Origin of the sequence: Kitasatospora setae KM-6054 (assembly GCF_000269985.1) — a bacterium.
Taxonomy (GTDB): domain Bacteria; phylum Actinomycetota; class Actinomycetes; order Streptomycetales; family Streptomycetaceae; genus Kitasatospora; species Kitasatospora setae.
Genome location: NC_016109.1, coordinates 5,895,818 through 5,912,830, shown reverse-complemented (window position 1 = coordinate 5,912,830; position 17,013 = coordinate 5,895,818). Strand labels below are relative to the sequence as shown.

14 protein-coding genes are annotated in these 17,013 nt (G+C 75.8%); 5 read left to right on the top strand and 9 right to left on the bottom strand.

Annotation, left to right across the window (positions count from 1 at the left end; genetic code table 11):
- Positions 1–126: 126 nt before the first annotated feature.
- From KSE_RS26300 to eccB, 3 genes are all read right to left on the bottom strand, one after another.
- Positions 127–417, bottom strand: coding sequence for a WXG100 family type VII secretion target (locus KSE_RS26300; protein ID WP_014138395.1), 291 nt, complete (start codon positions 415–417; stop codon positions 127–129).
- An 81-nt stretch (positions 418–498) separates the two neighbouring features.
- The gene (locus KSE_RS26295; protein WP_231873230.1) at positions 499–765 is read right to left on the bottom strand and encodes a WXG100 family type VII secretion target; all 267 of its coding nucleotides are present in this window, start codon (positions 763–765) and stop codon (positions 499–501) included.
- Positions 766–978: 213 nt separating this feature from the next.
- Entirely contained in the window at positions 979–2,568 is a 1,590-nt protein-coding gene (eccB, locus tag KSE_RS26290; RefSeq protein ID WP_014138393.1) for a type VII secretion protein EccB, read from the bottom strand.
- Between the two features lie 272 nt (positions 2,569–2,840).
- Here eccB and eccE point away from each other — a divergent pair, with 272 nt between their 5' ends.
- The 3 genes from eccE (at position 2,841) to KSE_RS46515 (ending at position 7,220) form a co-directional block, all read left to right on the top strand.
- Positions 2,841–4,229: a type VII secretion protein EccE gene (eccE, locus tag KSE_RS26285; RefSeq protein WP_014138392.1), complete on the top strand. Its 1,389-nt coding sequence runs from the start codon at positions 2,841–2,843 to the stop codon at positions 4,227–4,229.
- Positions 4,229–4,987: a hypothetical protein gene (locus KSE_RS26280; protein ID WP_014138391.1), complete on the top strand. Its 759-nt coding sequence runs from the start codon at positions 4,229–4,231 to the stop codon at positions 4,985–4,987. The genes eccE and KSE_RS26280 overlap by 1 nt, the downstream gene beginning before the upstream one ends.
- Before the next feature lie 184 nt (positions 4,988–5,171).
- Complete coding sequence (locus KSE_RS46515) at positions 5,172–7,220, top strand: MinD/ParA family ATP-binding protein (RefSeq protein ID WP_014138390.1); 2,049 nt, start codon at positions 5,172–5,174, stop codon at positions 7,218–7,220.
- Positions 7,221–7,276: 56 nt separating this feature from the next.
- Here the strand turns inward: KSE_RS46515 and KSE_RS26270 are convergent, their stop codons facing one another.
- The 3 genes from KSE_RS26270 to KSE_RS26260 form a co-directional block, all read right to left on the bottom strand.
- Positions 7,277–8,221 (bottom strand): bifunctional riboflavin kinase/FAD synthetase, encoded by a 945-nt coding sequence (locus KSE_RS26270; RefSeq protein WP_014138389.1) that lies wholly within the window; start codon positions 8,219–8,221, stop codon positions 7,277–7,279.
- Positions 8,222–8,284: 63 nt separating this feature from the next.
- Complete coding sequence (locus tag KSE_RS26265; protein WP_051055383.1) at positions 8,285–11,788, bottom strand: serine protease; 3,504 nt, start codon at positions 11,786–11,788, stop codon at positions 8,285–8,287.
- 253 nt (positions 11,789–12,041) lie between these two features.
- Positions 12,042–12,830, bottom strand: coding sequence for an SDR family NAD(P)-dependent oxidoreductase (locus KSE_RS26260; RefSeq protein WP_014138387.1), 789 nt, complete (start codon positions 12,828–12,830; stop codon positions 12,042–12,044).
- 119 nt (positions 12,831–12,949) lie between these two features.
- Between KSE_RS26260 and KSE_RS26255 the strand changes: the two genes are divergently transcribed.
- Together KSE_RS26255 and KSE_RS26250 are read left to right on the top strand one after the other, a co-directional pair.
- A complete protein-coding gene (locus KSE_RS26255) occupies positions 12,950–13,585 on the top strand; it encodes a TetR/AcrR family transcriptional regulator (RefSeq protein WP_014138386.1) in 636 nt (211 codons plus the stop codon).
- A 141-nt stretch (positions 13,586–13,726) separates the two neighbouring features.
- Entirely contained in the window at positions 13,727–14,236 is a 510-nt protein-coding gene (locus tag KSE_RS26250) for a GNAT family N-acetyltransferase (protein ID WP_014138385.1), read from the top strand.
- Positions 14,237–14,253: 17 nt separating this feature from the next.
- Here KSE_RS26250 and truB read toward each other — a convergent pair whose 3' ends face one another.
- The 3 genes from truB to rbfA all read right to left on the bottom strand — a co-directional run bounded on the left by truB (position 14,254) and on the right by rbfA (position 16,945).
- A complete protein-coding gene (gene truB / locus KSE_RS26245) occupies positions 14,254–15,159 on the bottom strand; it encodes a tRNA pseudouridine(55) synthase TruB (protein ID WP_014138384.1) in 906 nt (301 codons plus the stop codon).
- 92 nt (positions 15,160–15,251) lie between these two features.
- The gene (locus KSE_RS26240) at positions 15,252–16,511 is read right to left on the bottom strand and encodes a DHH family phosphoesterase (RefSeq protein ID WP_014138383.1); all 1,260 of its coding nucleotides are present in this window, start codon (positions 16,509–16,511) and stop codon (positions 15,252–15,254) included.
- Positions 16,508–16,945: a 30S ribosome-binding factor RbfA gene (gene rbfA / locus KSE_RS26235; protein WP_014138382.1), complete on the bottom strand. Its 438-nt coding sequence runs from the start codon at positions 16,943–16,945 to the stop codon at positions 16,508–16,510. The genes KSE_RS26240 and rbfA overlap by 4 nt, the downstream gene beginning before the upstream one ends.
- Positions 16,946–17,013 lie beyond the last annotated feature (68 nt).

The window sequence follows — 17,013 nt, the reverse complement described above, 5'->3', positions numbered from 1 at the left end:
ACTGCGTTCCACCCGTGTAGGCCGTGCGCCGCCCCCTGCGACGCACGGAGGGCGGGCGCCCCTGAGGACGCCCGCCCGTGTCAAGCACTTGCCGTGCCGATCCCCCCGCCGACCGTCAGCTGACGGTCAGCCGCCCCAGATGGCGCTGTTCTGGTTCTCGGTCTGCTGGTAGCTCTGCGCGGCGTTGTCGAGCGCGGCGGCGATCCGGCCCAGCACCTGCTGGAGGTCGGCGGCCTTGGCGTCCCACTGGGCCTGGCGGGCCTGGTAGCCCTGCTGAGCCGCGCCCTCCCAGCTGGAGGCGATGCGCTGGACGCCGGACTTCAGGTCGTCGAGCTGGCTCTGGATGCGAGCGGCGGTCTGACGGACCTCGGAGCTCGCGCTCTGGATGGTCTGGAAGTTGACTTTGATGCCGGACATTGATCTCTCCCCTTCGATGGAATCACGGCGCGCCTTCGGTACGACAAAGGCGCTGTGTGGTGGCGGTGTGGGTTACCGGCCTCAGCCGATGCCGCCGACCGCGGCGCGCTGCTCTTCCTCAGTCATCGAGTAGGCCTTGGTGGTCGCCTCGATGGCCTGCCGGATCTCGTCCAGGATCTGGTTGAGCTTGGTCGCGTCGTCGTTGAACTGCGACTGCATCTGCTGGTACGCGGTCGCGGCCGCGCCCTGCCAGCCCGAGGCGATCTCGCCGACCAGGGTGTTCAGGCGGCCGATCTCGCCCTGCACCTGCTGGTTGACCTCGGTGATGCGGTTCGCGAAGGCGGTCATTTCCTCCGCGGTCGTCGTGAACTGACCTGCCATGATCCACCGTCCCCCATGAGACAGACTACGTCCGGACGCCCCTGTGGCGAACGTCCGTACGGGCACCACCGGTGTGGTGCTCAGAAGCACTGTAACGGCCAACTGCTGTGCGCCCAACACCGGGTAGCGGGTAGTTACCAGACCATGACACTGAACTCCCGCACCGCGCCTGACGGTTCGTCAGGCGTTCTGCCGCTGGAGTGCGGCGTTGGTGTTCAGCACCGGTCCGGCCGGGACCAGCTTCGACCAGGCCAGCGGCACCGGCGGCGGCAGGACGTCCTTGTAACCGAGCCGCGCCTGGGACTCGTTGGTGGTCGTCTTGCCCGCTTCCGGCGCAGGGCTGGGCGTGCTGCCGGAGCCGCCGTCGCTGTTGGCGGGCAGCGAGTAGCGCAGGCCCGAGTCGGTGATCAGGAAGTCGCTGCCGGAGGACGCCTGGCCGTCGGCGCCGAGCGTCTCGCCCTCCACCGCGCGGTACAGCAGGCCGTGGCCGGGCGTCACGTGGGCGCTGACCGAGCCCGAGGTGACCTGCGCCGGGTACTCGGTGCCGGCCCAGACCGAGCGCTTGATCTGGCCCTTCTCGCCGACCCCCTCGAAGGTCGAGCAGACCACCGTGCGGCCGCCCTTGCCGCCGACGTTGACCGCCTGCTGCTTCTTGGCCGGCCAGTCCTTGTACTTGTCCATCAGCTGCTCGGTGATCTGCGGCTTGAGCTTGCTGATGTCGCCGGCGCCGACCGCCTCGATCTGCGGCGCGCCGGTCTTGCCGTACGCGTCCTGCACCAGCGGGTCGGTGCGCAGCAGTTCGGCCTGGAACTGGGTGACCCGGTACAGCTGGGTGCTGCCGACCACGTAGTAGGCGTCCTGGAACTGCAGCAGCCGGCCGACCTTCTTCTGCTCCGGGTTGGTCAGCTCCAACTGGGAGCCGGCCGACTTGCCGGTGGTCAGGAAGGTGTCGATCCGCGGGAACTGCACCGGGGCGCCGTTGGCCAGCGTGGCCAGCCACTCCTTGGTGACCTGCTGCGGCTTGGTGCCGGGGCTGGTCAGCGCCGACACCAGGTTGTCGCGCTCGGCGGTGTCGGTGCCCCACTGGCCGAGCGCGTGCTTCAGCCCCCTGGAGTCGATCATGTACAGCGCGCCGTTGTCGGTCTTGCCGTCCAGCGGCGGCTCCTGGACCAGGACCATCTGCCCGTCGTTCAGCACGTTGTCCGGCGCGGCCAGCACCTTGGCGTCCGCCCCGGCCGCGATGAACACCGACTGGCCGACCGTGGACTGCCGGTTGTCGGCGCCCATCTTGTCGCAGACCGACCACTTCTTCGGGTCCTTGGCGTCCCCGGGCGAGGGCAGCTTGTCCGGCGCGTACGGGATCCCGATGGTGGCGCCGCGCCGCGGGTACTTGTCCAGCACGTCGTCGGCGACGGTCTGCACGGTGGCGTTCTCCGGCAGCACCAGCCGGGCCGAGGACATGTTCAGCACCTGGTGCAGGGTGGGCTCCCTGTTCGGCCCGTCCTTCAGGATCACGTAGCGGGTGGTCGAGGACTTGCCCTGGATGACGTACTTGCCCTCGTCCCAGTTCGGCGGCGCGGCGGGCTTGAGGACGCCCCACATGCCGAAGCCCGCGACGACCACCGCGGCGACCACGAAGCTGGGCAGCACGGCCCGCAGCGGACGCGGCGCGTCCTCGTCGTTGCCGCCGCCGCCCGGCTGCAGGAAGGCCCCCACCATCCGCTTCCGGGCGAAGGTGTAGGCGTTCAGCTCGTCCCGGCGTGATGCCATGCTCGTCCCCGTCTCCCCTGTGTGGCCCGCCTCCGCGGGCCGTCAACGCGCTTGTGCCGTCGGATGAGTCTGCCACCCGGCGGGCGGACCGCTCGGCCACCCCTCTACGATGCGGCAGCAGACGGTGAGTACGGTAACGGGTAGGCTCCGACGGTCCGCCATCCGGGCCGCCGCGCCGGACCCCGGCCCGCGCTCGCCGGGCCCGCAGGGGGAATCTGACGGACCATCCGGACATCTGATGGACATCTGAAGCAGAGAGGGCAATTCGGGGGATGCCAAGCCAGTCCGCTCCAGCACGACGACGCTCCACCTCGCACGGCCGGAGGCCGGACGCCCCGGGCGGACGCCGGGCCCGCACCGCGCCCGCCGCCCCGCCGGCCGCGCTCGGCCCGGTCGGCCTGCGGCTGCTGCCCAGGCCCGGCCTGCTGGGCCGCCGGCTGGAACTCAAGCAGATCGTCCAGTTGGAGGTCGCCGCCGCGCTGGTCGCGGTCGGCTGGTCGATCAACACCATGATGGCGGGCGTCTTCGCGGTCCCCGCCCTGCTGCTGGTCGTCGTCGCGCTGCTGCGCCTCGGCGGCCGCACCACCGGCGAGGCGCTGGGCGTCCGCTCGACGTACAACTCCCGCCGCCGGGACGCGAAGTACAACGTGCCGCCGCCCGGCACCGACCCGGCGATCGCGCCGGTGATGGAGCTGGACCCGGCGCTGAAGACCTCGACCCACGCGATCGAGACCGACCTCGGCGACGGCCGTCCGCTGCGCCGGGAGACCGGCATGGTCGGCGACGGCACCTTCTTCACCTCGGTGCTGCTGGTGCAGTCCAAGGACCAGCCGCTGCGTCCGGGCCGGGCCGCCTCCTCGGTGCCGCTGGACCTGATCTGCTCGGTCCTGCGGGTCGACGACATCGCGCTGGAGTCGGTGCAGCTGGTCCAGCACACCCAGCCGGCGCCCGCGCCGCACCTGCCCGAGCACTCGCTGGCTGCCCGCGCCTACCAGCAGACCCCGGGCGGCGTGAACACCCCGGCGCTGCGGCTGACCTGGGTCGCGCTCAAGCTCGACCCGGAGCGCGCGGCCACCGCGGTGCTGGCCCGCGGCGGCGGCGAGGAGGGCGCCCGCAAGACCCTCCAGCGGGTCACCGACCAGCTGGCCGGCCGGCTGAACAGCGCCGGCTTCACCGCGACCGTGCTGGACGAGCGCGAGCTGATCGCCGCGCTGGCCATCTCGGTGTGCGCCAACCCGGTCGCGGTGGCGGGCCGGCAGGGCTCCGGCGGCGGCGGGGTCGGCGTGCGCCGCACCCAGGAGTCGGCGAAGTACTGCCGGATCGACGACCGCTGGCACGCCACGTACTGGATCTCCAAGTGGCCGGTGCTGTCCCGCCCGGGCATGGGCGGCGGCCGGGTGACCGCGCCCGACCTGGTCAACCAGCTGACCGGCACCCCGGCGTTCGCCTCGACCTTCTCGGTCACCGCGACCCAGGCGATGGGCGGCGCGGTCGCGCTCAGCGGCCACCTGCGGCTGACCGAGCACAACGAGTCCAGGCTCGACCAGATGGGCCGCCAGGCGGAGTCCCGGGCGCAGCACAGCGGCGCCTCGCTGACCCGCCTCGACCTGGAGCACGCCCCCGGCCTGCTCGCCACGCTGCCCCTGGGAGGGACGTCCTGATGGCCTACCAGACCTACTCCGGCCAGGCCCCGCAGCCGGTCGAGCAGCGCCCGGTGCGGGTGCGTCCCGGCTTCGGCCTGCGCGGTCCGCGCCGGGAGAAGCACGTGCTGACGGTCGAGGACCTGTCGGCGCTGGCCTTCCCGGTCGGCGACGACGGCGTGGTGATCGGCCTGGACCACCAGCAGCAGCCCGCGGTGATCGGCCTGTTCCGCCCGTCCGCGTTCGAGGTGGTGCTGGTCGGCGGCATGTGGACAGCGCAGCTGATCGCGCTGCGCGCGGCCGCGACCGGGGCCCGGATCGCGGTGGAGACCGGCCGTCCGCAGGCGTGGGCGCCGATGGCGCAGGCGGCCGGCGGCGGGCAGCCGTGCGTGACGATCCACCAGGTGGGACGGCTGGGCGCGCAGGGCGCGTCGGTGGCCTCGCCGGTGCTGGTGGTGCGCGACCTGGGCGCCCGGCCCAACCGCAGCCGGCTGTCGGCGGCGCCCTGGCAGACCACGCTGACCGTGCTGCCGTACCTGGGCCCGAACGCGAGCCGGGTGCTGAACGCGGCCGACCTGGTCGGCCTGCAGCGGGTCTCGCCGCAGGAGGCCGAGCTGCTGGGCCGGCTGCTGTCGCTCTCGCCGGGCGACGTCAGCGCGCTGCCGACGCTGCCGGACAACGTGACGCTGTGGGCGACCCGGATGCGGCGCCAGTACGTGATGACCAACCAGGGCGAGGCCGAGACCCAGGTGCTGGGCGGCCCGCGCCGCATGGACTGACCGGCCGCCGGCCGGTCGGGCCGCCCCGGGGGATGCCGTCCGCGCCCCCGGGCGGACCGGCCGGCGGGCCGGTCCGATCCGCCGTCAGGTCCGGCACCGCCTTCAACGCGGGCACCTGCACGGCCTAGTCTTGTTGCCCGACGGCAACCGCCGAAGCAGCTTCGGCGAGAACGAGGGAGCCCCAGTGAGCAGCGATCGGGACGGCGTCTACGTCGGCGACAACCCAGCCGAGGACGACGATGACTGGTCCGACGCCCCGGACTACACCGCTCCGTCCTGGTACACCCAGAGCGCCGCGCCGGGCGCTCCGACCGCCGCGCCGCAGCCGCAACCGCAGCCGCAGCCGCCCGTGCAGCAGCAGGTGCCGCCGGCCCAGGTTCCGCCGGTCGCGCAGCCCCCGGTGCAGCAGCAGCCCACCGTCCAGCAGCCGCCCGTCCAGCCGCAGGTCGCGCAGCCGCCGGTCGCGCAGCCCCCGGTGCAGCAGCCCCCCGTCCAGCAGCAGCCTCCGGTGCAGCAGCCGCCCGCGCAGCCGCAGCCCCCCGTCCAGCAGGCTCCCGTCCAGCCGCCGGTGGCCGAGCAGGCCGCGCAGCCGCCCGTCCAGCAGCCTCCCGCGCAGCCGGAGCCGCCGCAGGTTCCGCAGCCGCCGGTCCAGCAGCAGGCTCCCGTCCAGCCTCCGGTGGCCGAGCAGGGCGCGCAGCCGCCCGTCCAGCAGCCTCCGGTGCAGCAGCCGTACCCGCCGCAGCAGCAGTACCAGCAGCCCGGCCCGCCGCAGCCGGACCCGCAGCAGCAGTGGCCGGGCCAGCCGTACCCGCAGCAGCAGCAGCAGTACCCGCCGCAGCAGCCGCAGTACCCGCAGCCGGACCCGCAGCAGCAGCCGTGGCAGAACCCGCAGAACCCGCAGCAGCCGCCGGCCGACCCGCGGGCGGGCGGCTGGCCGCAGCCGGGCCAGACGATGGGCGGGCAGCCGCCGCAGTACCAGCAGCCGCAGCACGGGGTGGGCGGTGCCCCGCAGGCGCCGCCGCAGTTCCAGCAGGCGGCCGCGCAGCCGTCCGCGCACGGGGCGGCGCTGGGGTACACGGCCGCGGTGGAGCTGTCCTCGGACCGGCTGCTGCGCGGCCAGCCGAAGGCGCAGAAGCAGTCGCGGTTCCAGTTCGGCGGCAAGTCGGCGCAGGCCGGCAAGCAGCAGAAGCTGGAGCTGATCCGGCACCCGGTGACGACCTGCTACCGGATCGCGGTGATCAGCCTGAAGGGCGGGGTCGGCAAGACCACGACCACCACCTCGCTGGGCGCGACGCTGGCCAGCGAGCGGCAGGACAAGGTCATCGCGATCGACGCCAACCCGGACGCGGGCACCCTGGGACGCCGGATCAAGCGGCAGACCGGGGCGACCATCCGCGACCTGGTGACGGCGATCCCGAGCATCCGCAACTACATGGACATCCGCCAGTACACCTCGCAGGACCCGAACTCGGGCCTGGAGATCGTCGCCAACGACGTGGACCCGGCGGTCTCCACCACCTTCGACGACTCGGACTACCGCCAGGTCATCCAGGTGCTCGGGCAGCACTACCCGATCATCCTGACCGACTCCGGCACCGGTCTGCTGTACTCGGCGATGCGCGGCGTGCTGGACCTCGCGGACCAGCTGATCGTGGTGGCCACGCCCAGCGTGGACGGCGCGTCCAGCGCCTCGACCACGCTGGACTGGCTGAGCGCGCACGGCTACGCGGACCTGGTGCAGCGGTCGATCACGGTGGTCTCCGGGGTGCGCGAGACCAGCAAGATGATCAAGGTCGAGGACATCGTCGCGCACTTCCAGACCCGCTGCCGCGGCGTCGTGGTGGTGCCGTTCGACGAGAGCCTGGCGGCCGGCGCCGAGGTCAACCTGCAGATGATGCGGCCGAAGGTGCGCGACGCCTACTTCGAGCTGGCGGCACTGGTCGGCGAGGACATCGCCCGCTCCCAGCAGCAGGCCGGCTGGCAGCAGCAGCAGTACCCGCAGCAGGGCGGCTACCCGCAGCAGCAGCCGTACCCGCCGCAGCAGCCCCAGCCGGCGTACCCGCAGCAGGGCGGCTACCCGCAGCAGGGCCAGCCGTGGCAGCAGCCGCCGCAGCCGGGCCAGCCCTACCAGCAGCCGTACCCGCCGCAGGCCCCGCAGCCCGGCTACGGCTACCCGCCGCCGCACGAGGCGCCGCCCCCGGGCTACGGCTACCCGCCGCCGCACCAGGGCTGAACGTGCCGGAGCCCCCGGCGGGAAGGAGGTCCTTCCCGCCGGGGGCTCCGCCGTGCTCAGGGGCGCTCGGTGAGGTCCCGGGCGCGCTTGACGTCCTCGGCCATCCGCTCCAGCAGGGCCTCGATCGAGTCGAACTTCTCCATGCCGCGCAGCCAGGCCAGGAAGTCGACGGCGACGTGCTGCCCGTACAGGTCGAGGCCGACCCGGTCGATGGCGTACGCCTCGACGGTGCGGTGGGTGCCGTCGAAGGTCGGGTTGGTGCCGACCGAGATCGCGGCCGGCATGGTCTCGCCGTCGGCGGTCAGCCAGCCCGCGTACACGCCGTCGGCGGGGATCGCCGAGTGCGCGACGGTGTCCACGTTGGCGGTGGGGTAGCCGAGTTCGCGACCGCGCTGGGCGCCCCGGACGACCTCGCCCTCGACCCGGTGCGGGCGGCCGAGGATCTCGGCGACGCCCGCCAGGTCGCCGGCCGCGACCAGCCGGCGGCACAGGCTGGACGAGAACGGCTCGCCGTCGCCCGCCGCGCCGCGCACCTGCAGGTCGACCACCTCGACGGTGAAGTCGTCCGCCCGGCCGAGCTCGGCCAGCAGCCCGACGTCGCCCGCCGCGCGGTGCCCGAAGCGGAAGTTGGGGCCCTCGACGACCGCCTTCGCGTGCAGCGCGTCGACCAGCACCGACCGGACGAAGTACTCCGGCGACTCCTTCGAGAACTCGGCGGTGAACGGCAGCACCAGCACCGCGTCCACCCCCAGCTGCTCGACCAGCTCGGCCCGGCGCGGCTGCGGCGCGAGCAGCGGCGGGTGGCTGCCGGGCCGGACCACCTCGCTGGGGTGCGGGTCGAAGGTGACCACCACCGACCTCGCCCCCAACTCCCCGGCCAGCTCCACCACCCGATTGATGATCAACTGGTGTCCGCGGTGGACCCCGTCGAACGATCCGATGGTGACGACGCTGCGCCCCCAGTCCCCGGGGATCTCCTCCAGGCCGTGCCAGCGCTGCACCTGACCGCTCCTTGTTCCTACCGTGTGCACGGACCGTGCACTCGAAAGACCGAAACCGAACCCCTATAGCGTGCCATGCGACCGGCCCTGCCCAGGTACCGGAAGGCCCTTGGTGTGACCGGAGAGACGGCCGCCGGGACGGTCGACCCGCCGTTCGGCCTCGGCCGCGGCGTACTGCGGGTCCCGGCCGGCCGCCGCGAGGGCCCGCAGCAGGGCCAGCCGGGGCCCCTGCGGCGGCTCCGGGGCCTCCTCGGGCCAGGACGCCAGCAGCCGGGCGAAACCCGCCCAGCGGCCCGCACAGCGCACCAGGACGGCGTCCGCGCCCGGCCAGCGCGCGGCGACCGCCGCCAGCAGCTCGCGCACCCGCCCCGGCGGGTGCCCGGCGTGCCGGGCCGCCAGCGCCTCCACCACGGCCGCCAGCACCCGCTCGTCCCGCTCGGCGGCCAGCAGCGCGTCCAGCAGCCCGGCCCGGCCGCCGCCGGGCGCCGCCAGCACCGGCGCGAACAGCGCCCGCACCGGCGGCTCGGCGGCCAGCACGGCGGCCAGCAGCGGGCGGCCGTCCCGCCCGGCGTCCAGCAGCCCGTCCAGGTGCCGGGCGACCTCCGCGGCCCGCTCCGGGGCGTCCTCCAGCAGCTCGGCCGCCAGCAGCAGCCCGCTCCGGGCCACCGCCGGGTCGGCCGCCCCGTCCAGCACCCGCAGGCCGTCGCCGACCCGGGCCCCCGGCACCCGCAGCCGCTCCCGCACCGCCGCCAGCACCTCGCCCGGGTGCTCCGGCAGCAGCCCGGCCAGCACCTCGGCGGTCAGGAACGGGTCGCCCGCCCGGTACGCGGCCAGCGCGGCCGGCAGGTGCTCGGCCCGGCCCTCCGGGTCCCGCACCAGCAGCGCCAACGCCGCGCCGTGCAGGGCCGGTTCGTCCTCCCGGGCGAGCAGCGTGCGGGCCGCCAGCCGCAGCAGCCCGGCGCCCGAGCCGCCCGCGTGCGGGGCGGTGCGCAGCGCGTGCACCGCCGCCGCGACGTGCCGCTCGGGGCGCGGGTCGTGGCTCCACCGGTCGACGGCCCGGCACAGCGCGGACGGCTCCCGCTCGGCCAGCCGGCCCAGCAGCGCGTCCGCCCTCGGGTGCGCGGCGGCGACCAGCGCCTCCGTCAACTCGTCGAGCGCCAGCGCCCGGTGGGCGTACAGCAGCTCGTCGGCCAGCTCGGCGGCGCCCGCGCCGGGCAGCCCGTACCAGGCGCACAGCAGCGGCAGCACGCCGCGCGGATCGGCGGCCAGCAGTTCGGCCGCCGCCGCCCGGGCCACCTCCGCCCGGCCCGGCGCCTGCTCCTGCGCCTGTGCCAACCCGCCCAGCAGCGCGAGCAGTTCGGCCAGCGGCAGCGGCAGGCCGGTCCAGAACGCGGCGCCGAACCGCTCGTCGCGGCCGGCCCGCTCGGCCAGCAGCTCCAGCAGCTCCCGGTGCGCGGACGGCTCCGGGCTGGCCGCCAGCCCGGCCGGCAGCAGCCGGCCCGCCCACCAGTCGGCCTCCCCGCCGCGCTCCGACCGCTCCAGCGCGGCCCGCAGCCGCCGCAGCCACCCGTCCAGCACCGCCGCCCCGCGCACCTCCCCCACCCGCCGCAGCGCCCCCGCCACCACCCCGACCCGGCTCCGCCCGACCCCGGCGGGGGCGGACGCGGCGGGGGCGGCGGACGCGGCGGGGGCCCGTTCAGGGGCCCGTTCAGGAGTCCGGGGAACGGCGCCCTCCCGGCCCCCGCCGGCCTCGTCCCCGCCCCCGTCCGGCCCCGCCCCCGTCCGCTCCCCCGCCGGCCCGTCCGCGTCCTCCGCGTCCTCCAGCACCAGCCGCAGCGCCGCGTCCAGGTCCAGGTGCAGGCTCTGCAGCCACTCGCCCCACTCCTCGTGCCCGGCCCGGTAGCCGGCGCCCGCCGGGACCAGCACCCGTTCCTCCCGGACGGCCCGCGCCCAGCCGCCGGTATCGGGGAACAGCCGGGCGAACTCCTCGGCGGTGAGCGCCCCGTCGCCCGCGCCGAGCATCAGCCGGGCGGCCTCGTGCAGCCGTCCGGCGACCACGGCGGCGAGCCGTCGCACCTGCCGGGCGTCCTCGCCGGGGGTGGGGGGCGCGCCGCGGCGGTGGCGGCGCGGGCCGCCGGGGGTGAGGGCGATCCGGCGGGCGACGGTGAGGCAGGCCAGGTCGAGCCAGCCGTCGAAGAGTTCGGCCCGGCTGCCGACCGGTCCGCGGACGCCCGCGCCGCGCAGCTCGCCGGCCAGCCGCAGGGCCAGCGGGTGGCCCTGCTCGGCCGGTCCGAGGAAGGCGCCGGGCAGTCCGTAGCGGCGGCCGGCCCGGGTGGCGGCGTCGGCGGTGAGCGGGCCGAGCCAGAGCGCGCGGGCGGCGGTCCGCCAGGGGCCGAGCTGTTCCCAGCCGTCGGGCCGGCAGGCGACCAGGGCCCGGGCCCGGTGGGTGCGCAGCCAGTCGAGGCAGGCGGTGAGCCAGCGCGCGGAGAGCGCGAGCGGCGCCTCCTCGGGGGCGTCGAGGATCACCAGCAGGGGCCGTCCGGCGTCGGCGCAGAGCGCGGCCAGCTCGCCGGGTTCGACTTCGGGTACGCCCAACTCCCTTGCGGCAGTGGCGAGTCGGCGGCGCAGCGGGTCGCCGAGGGTGCGGTCGCCGGCGGCCAGGTCGGCGCCGCGCAGCCAGAGCGTGGGCAGCGGCCGGGCGGTGCCGGAGCGGCGGACGGCCAGGGCGGCGAGTTCGGTGCTGCGGCCGCTGCCGGTCTCGCCGAGCAGCACGGTGAGGGCGTCCTGGGGTTCCTCGCCGCTGAGGCCGTCGGGGCGGTCGACCCGGTCGGCGGCGAGTTCGGCGATCCGGCCGGGGCCGGCGGCGGCGCCGTCGAGCTGGGCCTGGGCGAGCCGCAGCACCCCGCCGAGGTTGAGCGCCCGCCCGTACGCGGGGGCGTCGGCGGCGTTGCGGCCGAGCAGCCGGCCGAGCGGGGTGTCGCCGGGGGGCGCGCCGTCGGCGGTGAGCGGGACGGCGGCCACGCCGGGCCCGGCGACGGCGCGCACCCGGGGGGCGATCACGGCGAGCACCGCGCCGGTGTCCGGGTCGAGGACGGGGGCGCCGGCCAGCGGGGTGACCGGCAGGTCGAGCACCAGGACGCCGCTGACGGTCCGGATCGTCGCGCCGTCGCCGCACCGGCCGCGCTCCCGGCCGAGCGGTCCGCCGCGGGCGAGCGCGGGGGCGCCGTCCTCCCAGCGCTGGTGCGGCACCGCGACGGGGCCGTCGACCGGGCCGCGGCCGATCGGCAGCGCGGGGCCGGGGACGCCGCCGACCGCGGCGGTGCGCAGCAGGGCCAGGCCGCGCTCGGGCAGCAGGTCGACGCTCTCCGGGCCGAGCACCCGGGTCTGCCCGCCGGGGGTGTGCAGCACCAGCCGGGGCACTCCGGCCACCGCCTCGTGCGCGGTGACCACCGTGCCGTGCCGGTCGGCGACGAAGCCGAGCCCGCACAGCCGGCCCTGCTGGTCCCTGATCCGCAGCAGCGCCTGCGCCGGATCCCCCGCGAAGCCGGCGCCCGCACCCTCGCCCATCCGCCAGTCCTCCCGCCGGGCCGCCACCGGCCCCGCGCGGGACCGGGGTACGGCCGCCGTACACGCCGCGGTCAGCCTGCCCCCCACCAGCCCCACAGCACCCCGCACGCCCCTCTCACCACACCCGTTCACTCCGTGCGCCCCCTACCCGCCCGCCCGGCGCGCACCCCGCCCCGGACAACCCACCCCGCCCCCACCCGCCGCCTCCGGCGCCCAACTCCCGTCCGCCCGGACGCACTTGGCCGGCCGCCGCTCAGCCGAGCTCCCGCACCCGGGTGAAGCGCGCCGCGACGCCGGGCACCGCGCGGCGCGGCAGCAGCCGGGGCGAGGCGGCGGTGAGCCGGTTGAGCAGCCCGTCGACCCGGCTGGCCCGGCCCCGGGCGAGGGCGCGCAGCGCGGTGCCGACGACCTGCTCGGGGGTGCGCTTGCCGCCGGGGCCCGTGACCTCGCCGCCCATCACCGCGAAGAACGGGGTCTCGGTGGCGCCGGGGCAGATCGCCAGCGCCCGGACGCCGGTGCCGCGCAGTTCGTGGGCGAGCGCCTCGGTGAAGGAGAGCACGTAGGCCTTGGTGGCGCCGTAGACGGCCATGCCGGGCAGCGGTTGGAACGCGGCGGTGCTGGCGAGGTTGACGATCGCACCGCGGCGGCGCGCGAGCATGCCGGGCAGCAGCCGGGTGGTGAGCTCGGTGAGGGCGAGGCAGTTGAGCCCGACCTGTTCGGCGATCCGGTCCGGGTCGGCGGCGCCGAGCGGGCCGTGGGTGCCGAAGCCGGCATTGTTGACCAGCAGGTCGACCGTCAACTCCCTTTCCGTCAGCTGTCGTTCGAGTTCGGCGGCGGCGCCGGGCGCGGCCAGGTCGCGGGCCAGCACGACGGGGCGGACACCGTGCGCGGCGTCGAGTTCGGCGGCGAGGGCGGTGAGCCGGTCCTCGCTGCGGGCGACCAGGACGGGGCGGGCGCCGCGGGCGGCGAGTTCCCGGGCGAAGGCGGCGCCGATGCCGGTGGAGGCTCCGGTGATCACGGCGGTGCGGCGGGCGAAGTCCATCACGTACTCCTGACGGGGGCGGGCCGCCCGGTGCCGGCGGCGACGACGGATCCGAATGTAGTCGCTGACTACAAAGTGGTCAACGCCTACATTGATGCACCGTCGCCTATCATGGGCCCATGCGAACGGGCCGCTACCACCACGGAGACCTCCGCGCCGCGCTGCTGGCCCAGGCCGAGCTGGCCCTCCAGGAGCACGGCCCGGACGCCCTCTCGCTGCGCGAACTCGCCCGCGCGCTGGAGGTCAGCCACGCCGCGCCCAGCCGCCACTTCCGTGACAAGCGGGCCCTGCTCGACGCCCTGGCGCTGACGGGCATCCAGCGGATCTCCGCCGCCGCCCGGGAGCGGCTGGCCGCGGCCGGACCCGGGTTCGACGCCCGGATCCGCGCTTTCGCCGGCGCCTACGTGGACTTCGCGGCCGAGCGGCCGGCCATGCTCGAACTGACCTTCATACGCAAGCACGACCCGGCCGTCACCGACGAACTGCGCACCGCCTGGCAGCCGTTGGAGTCCGAGGCGCACCAGGTGATCGTCGACGGCCAGCGGGCCGGGCTGGTCCGCCCGGGCAGCCCGGCCCGTGTCTTCGAGGTGCTGTTCACCGCCGTCCACGGCGTCGCCGCCCGCGCCGCCGCCGGCGTCCTGACCGGCCCGGCGCTCGCCCGGGTCCTCGACGACGTCGTCGACCACCTGCTGCGCGGCCTCGTCCCCGCCCCCGGCGACACCCCGCTCGCCCCGCCGGCCGCACCCCCCTGCTGACCCGGACGGCCGCCGCCCGCCGCAGTCCCTTCCGGAGAACCACCGGCACCCGTCACCCGGTCGGACAACCACCGCCGCCCGCCGCGGCCCCGCCGGAAAACCACTGGCCCCCGGCCCCCGTCCCGGGCCACCCTGCCGGGCATGGACGTGCGCCTGGAACCCTGGTCCGACTCCCACCTCGACCTGCTGCGCCGGATCAACACCCCGGCGATGCGCCGGCACGTCGGCGGCCCGGAGTCCCCGGAGCTGCTGCTCGCGCGCCACCGCCGCTACCTCGAACTCCCGTCCCTGGGCGGCACGATGTACGCCGTGCTGGCCGACGGCGAGCGGGCCGGGTCGATCGCGCACCACCGGCGCGAGTGGCGGGGCGCCGAGGTGCACGAGGCCGGCTGGAACGTGCTGCCGGAGTTCCAGGGCCGCGGTGTCGCGGCCGCGGCCGGCCGGGCGCTGCTGACCGCCCTGCGGGCCCTGGTGGCGGCCGATCCGGCGGCGCCGGGCGTGCTGCACGCGTTCCCGGCCGTCGACAACGCCCCGTCCAACGCGCTCTGCGCCCGGCTCGGCTTCAGCTGCGACGGCCCGTGCGCCTTCGAGTACCCGCAGCGCTCGGGCCGCTTCCTGCACAGCAACGACTGGCGCCTGCGGCTGCGTTGAGCGCCCCGGGCGCCCTCTCAGCCGACGAACACCGCGACCGGCTTGGCCTTCCCGCCGCTCTCCTCGATCAGCGCCAGGAACCGCCCGTCCGGGTCGAAGACCGCGATCGGCCCGTCGGCGCCGAGCCCGGGCGCGTCCAGCCGCATGCCGTTGGAGAGCAGCCGGGCCTGTTCGGCGTCGACGTCCCAGCGCGGGAAGGCGGCGGCCGCGGCCTCGGCGATGGGCAGCACCTCCAGCTTCTCCTCCAACTGCTCCAGGGTGTGCGCCGACTCGACCGCGTACGGCCCGACCCTGGTGCGCCGCAGCGCGGTCAGGTGCCCGCCGACGCCGAGCGCCGCGCCGAGGTCGCGGGCCAGCGCCCGGATGTACGTCCCGGAGGAGCACTCGACGGTGACGTCGAGGTCGAGCACCGGCGTGCCGTCCTCGGCGACGGCCGCCCGCCGCTCGTGCACGGTGAACGCGTGCACGGTGGTCGGCCGGGCGGCGAGCTCGAACTCCTCGCCCTCCCGGACCCGGGCGTACGAGCGCTTGCCGTCGATCTTGATCGCGCTGACCTTGGACGGCACCTGCATGATCTCGCCGGTGAGCTCGGCGACCTGGGCGTCGACGGCCTCGGGGGTCACGCCGTCGGCCGGGACGGAGGCGGTGACCTCGCCCTCCCGGTCGTCGGTGACCGTGGTCTGGCCGAGCCGGATCGTCGCCTCGTAGGTCTTGGCGGTGAGCATCAGGTGCCCGAGCAGCCGGGTGGCCCGCTCGACGCCGATCACCAGGACTCCGGTGGCCATCGGGTCGAGGGTGCCCGCGTGCCCGACCTTCCGGGTCCCGGCCAGCCAGCGCAGCTTGGCGACCACCCCGTGCGAGGTGATGCCCTCCGGCTTGTCGACGATGACCAGCCCGTCGGGGCCCGTCCCTTTACGCTTCATCGCTCATCATCATTTCGAAAGTCCTGCGCGCACTGCCTGCGCGCGTTCCCGCAACCCGCCCGGCGACCGGCCGGCCGCCGAACCGCACGAGCCTAGCGCGCGCCCGGCCCGACCGCGTCCGACCCCACCGCGCCCGGCCCCACCGCGTCCGACCCCGCCGACGGCCCGCTCTCCGCCGCGACGGCGGCCAGCGCCGCCCGGAACCGCTCCACGGTCTCGGCGACGGCCTCCCGGGCGCTGAACCCGGCCGCGTACACGTGCCCGCCGCCGCCGAGCCGCGCGCAGGCGGCCGCGACGTCGACGGCGCCGCGCGAGCGGCAGGAGCCGCGCAGCGTGCCGTCCGGGTCCTGCTTGAGCACCAGCGCGACGTCGGCCTCGGCGGGCTTGCGCAGCACGTCGATCAGGCCCTCGATCTCCTCGACGGTGACGCCGAACAGCGCCAGGTCCTGGTAGGGCACCCAGGTCCACACCAGCCCGTGGCCGCCGGCCTCCTCGGGCTCGAACGCGGCCCGTTCCAGGGCCCCGGCGAGCACCTTGAGGTACCCGAAGGAGGTGGTGTCCCACAGCTGGCGGGAGATCAGGTCGTGCCGGATGCCGGTGGCCAGCATCCGCCCGGCCATCTCGTGGGTGGCGGGCGTGGTGGCCCGGTACTTGAACGAGCCGGTGTCGGTGGCGATGCCGGTGTACAGGCAGGCCGCGATCGCCTGGTCGAGCGGCACCCGCAGCCGCCGCAGCAGTTCGTCGGCGAGGACGGCGGTGGCGGGCGCGGCCGGGTCGATCAGCCGGACGGTGCCGAAGCCGGGGTTGGAGGCGTGGTGGTCGAAGACCACCAGCGCGCCGGCCGCGAACGCCTTCCCGCGCAGCAGGCCGAGCCGTTCCTCGGAGGCGGCGTCGAAGGCCAGCACCAGCGCGGGCGCGGCGGGCACGGCGGCGGCGGGCACGATCAGCTCCTGGCCCGGCAGGAAGGACAGCGACTCCGGGATGACCTGCGGGTCGTCGCCGAACGACACCCGCACCCGCTTGCCCAGGCCGCGCAGCGCCAGCGCGACGGCCAGCGCCGAGCCGAGCGCGTCGCCGTCCGGGCAGATGTGGCAGATCAGGTCGATCTCGTCGGCGCCGGCGATCAGTTCGAGGGCCCGCCGCCACTCCTCCTCGAACGCCCCGGCCGCCCCGGCCGCCTCAAGCGGCTCGGACGCCTCGGACCGCCCGCCGCCGGCCGGTTCCGCCTCCGCCCCGGATCCGGCCGATGACGCGCTGCGAGGGCCCGGAAGCACCGCGAGGGCGGTCTCCACCTCGACAGTGGAGACCGCCCTCGCGGTGCCGGACCCGGCCGGCTCGCCGGCCGTGGTCACTCGTCCTCGTCGTCGTCGCGGGAGGACTTGTACGGGTCGGCGTCGCCGGCGTACGCGGCCCCGGCGGCGGTGGTGCGGACGGCGGCGTCGGAGGCCCGGGCCTTGTCCAGCAGGTCGTCGATGTTCTTCGCGTTGTCCGGCAGCGCGTCGGCGACGAAGGTCAGGGTCGGCGTGAACCGGACCCCGGTCTGCTTGCCGACCTCGGAACGCAGGATGCCCTTGGCGCTCTCCAGCGCGGCCGCGCTGGACTCCCGCTCCGTCTCGTCACCGTAGACGGTGTAGAAGACGGTGGCCTCGCGCAGGTCCCCGGTGACCCGGGCGTCGGTGATGGTGACGTACCCCAGGCGCGGGTCCTTGATCCGGCGTTGCAGGGTCTCCGCCACGACCACCTGGATGCGGTCGGCGAGCTTGCGCGCCCTAGCGGTGTCGGTCACGTTGCCTCCTCGTGCAGTAGGCGCGTACCCCGGGTCATGACCTCGCCCGGTGGGGCCCTCTCCCCAAC